The following is a 995-nucleotide window of genomic DNA, read 5'->3' as shown; positions in this document are numbered from 1 at the left end:
AGATACGCTGTTTCCGGCGCCATAGGCGGCCCAATTGTCGAGCTGGATGTAAGAACTCTTTACGGCTTTGTTGCGTAATTCGATGGAACTAAATCAGGAAGTTACGATCTGATCGGTTACATCAGTTAATCATCGTAGCCTTATGCCGAAACCTCGTTACAAAACAACTAACTGGAAGCAGTACAATAAAGCCTTAATCAACCGTGGTTCTCTGACCTTTTGGATTGATGAGGAAGCGATAGCCGAGTGGAAGCAAAACAAACAAGGCAAGCGTGGTAGACCTCGCCGATTCAGCGACTTAGCCATTACTACCGCACTGATGGTGAAACGCGTTTTCTCTATGGCATTGAGAGCGCTGCAAGGTTTTCTAGACTCAGTATTTAAGCTGGCTCACATCCCGCTTGTTTGCCCACACTACACCTGTATAAGCCGCCGAGCTAAGGAAGTTGAGGTTTCATTTAAAACCAAAACCAGAGGAGCAATACAACATCTGGCCATTGATGCCACTGGCCTCAAGGTTTATGGCGAAGGTGAATGGAAGGTCAAGAAGCATGGTACTGATGGGAAGCGCAGAGTCTGGCGTAAGCTGCATATCGCAGTAGATACAAGCACCCACGAAATAGTCGCAGCAGAGCTGAGCTTATCTAACGTAACCGATGCCGAAGTGCTCCCTAACTTACTCAAGCAGACACGTCGCAAAATCATTGAGATATCAGGTGATGGCGCTTATGACACAAGGAATTGCCATGATGCCATACGGCTCAAGCGAGCTGTTCCGCTCATCCCGCCAAGAGAAGGAGCAGCCTTCTGGGAACAAGGGCACCCTCGTAACTTAGCGGTAAGTTGCCAGAAGCTCTACGGCTCCAACAAGAAGTGGAAAAAGCGGTATGGCTATCATAAGCGCTCTCTGTCAGAGACCGCAATGTACCGAGTAAAACAGTTGCTAGGTGGGAAATTAAGTCTAAGAAATTACAACGCTCAGGTTGGCGAGACTT

At 47.9% G+C, this 995-nt stretch carries 1 protein-coding gene; it reads left to right on the top strand.

Features of this window, described 5'->3' with window-relative positions; all coding sequences use genetic code 11:
• Positions 1–142: 142 nt before the first annotated feature.
• Positions 143–995, top strand: an 853-nt coding sequence (locus R7Z50_RS25020; protein ID WP_318149424.1) for an IS5 family transposase, incomplete at its 3' end; no start/stop codon positions are given.

The organism is Vibrio sp. 1249-1 (genome assembly GCF_033340495.1).
This window is presented reverse-complemented; position numbering and strand designations above follow the sequence as displayed.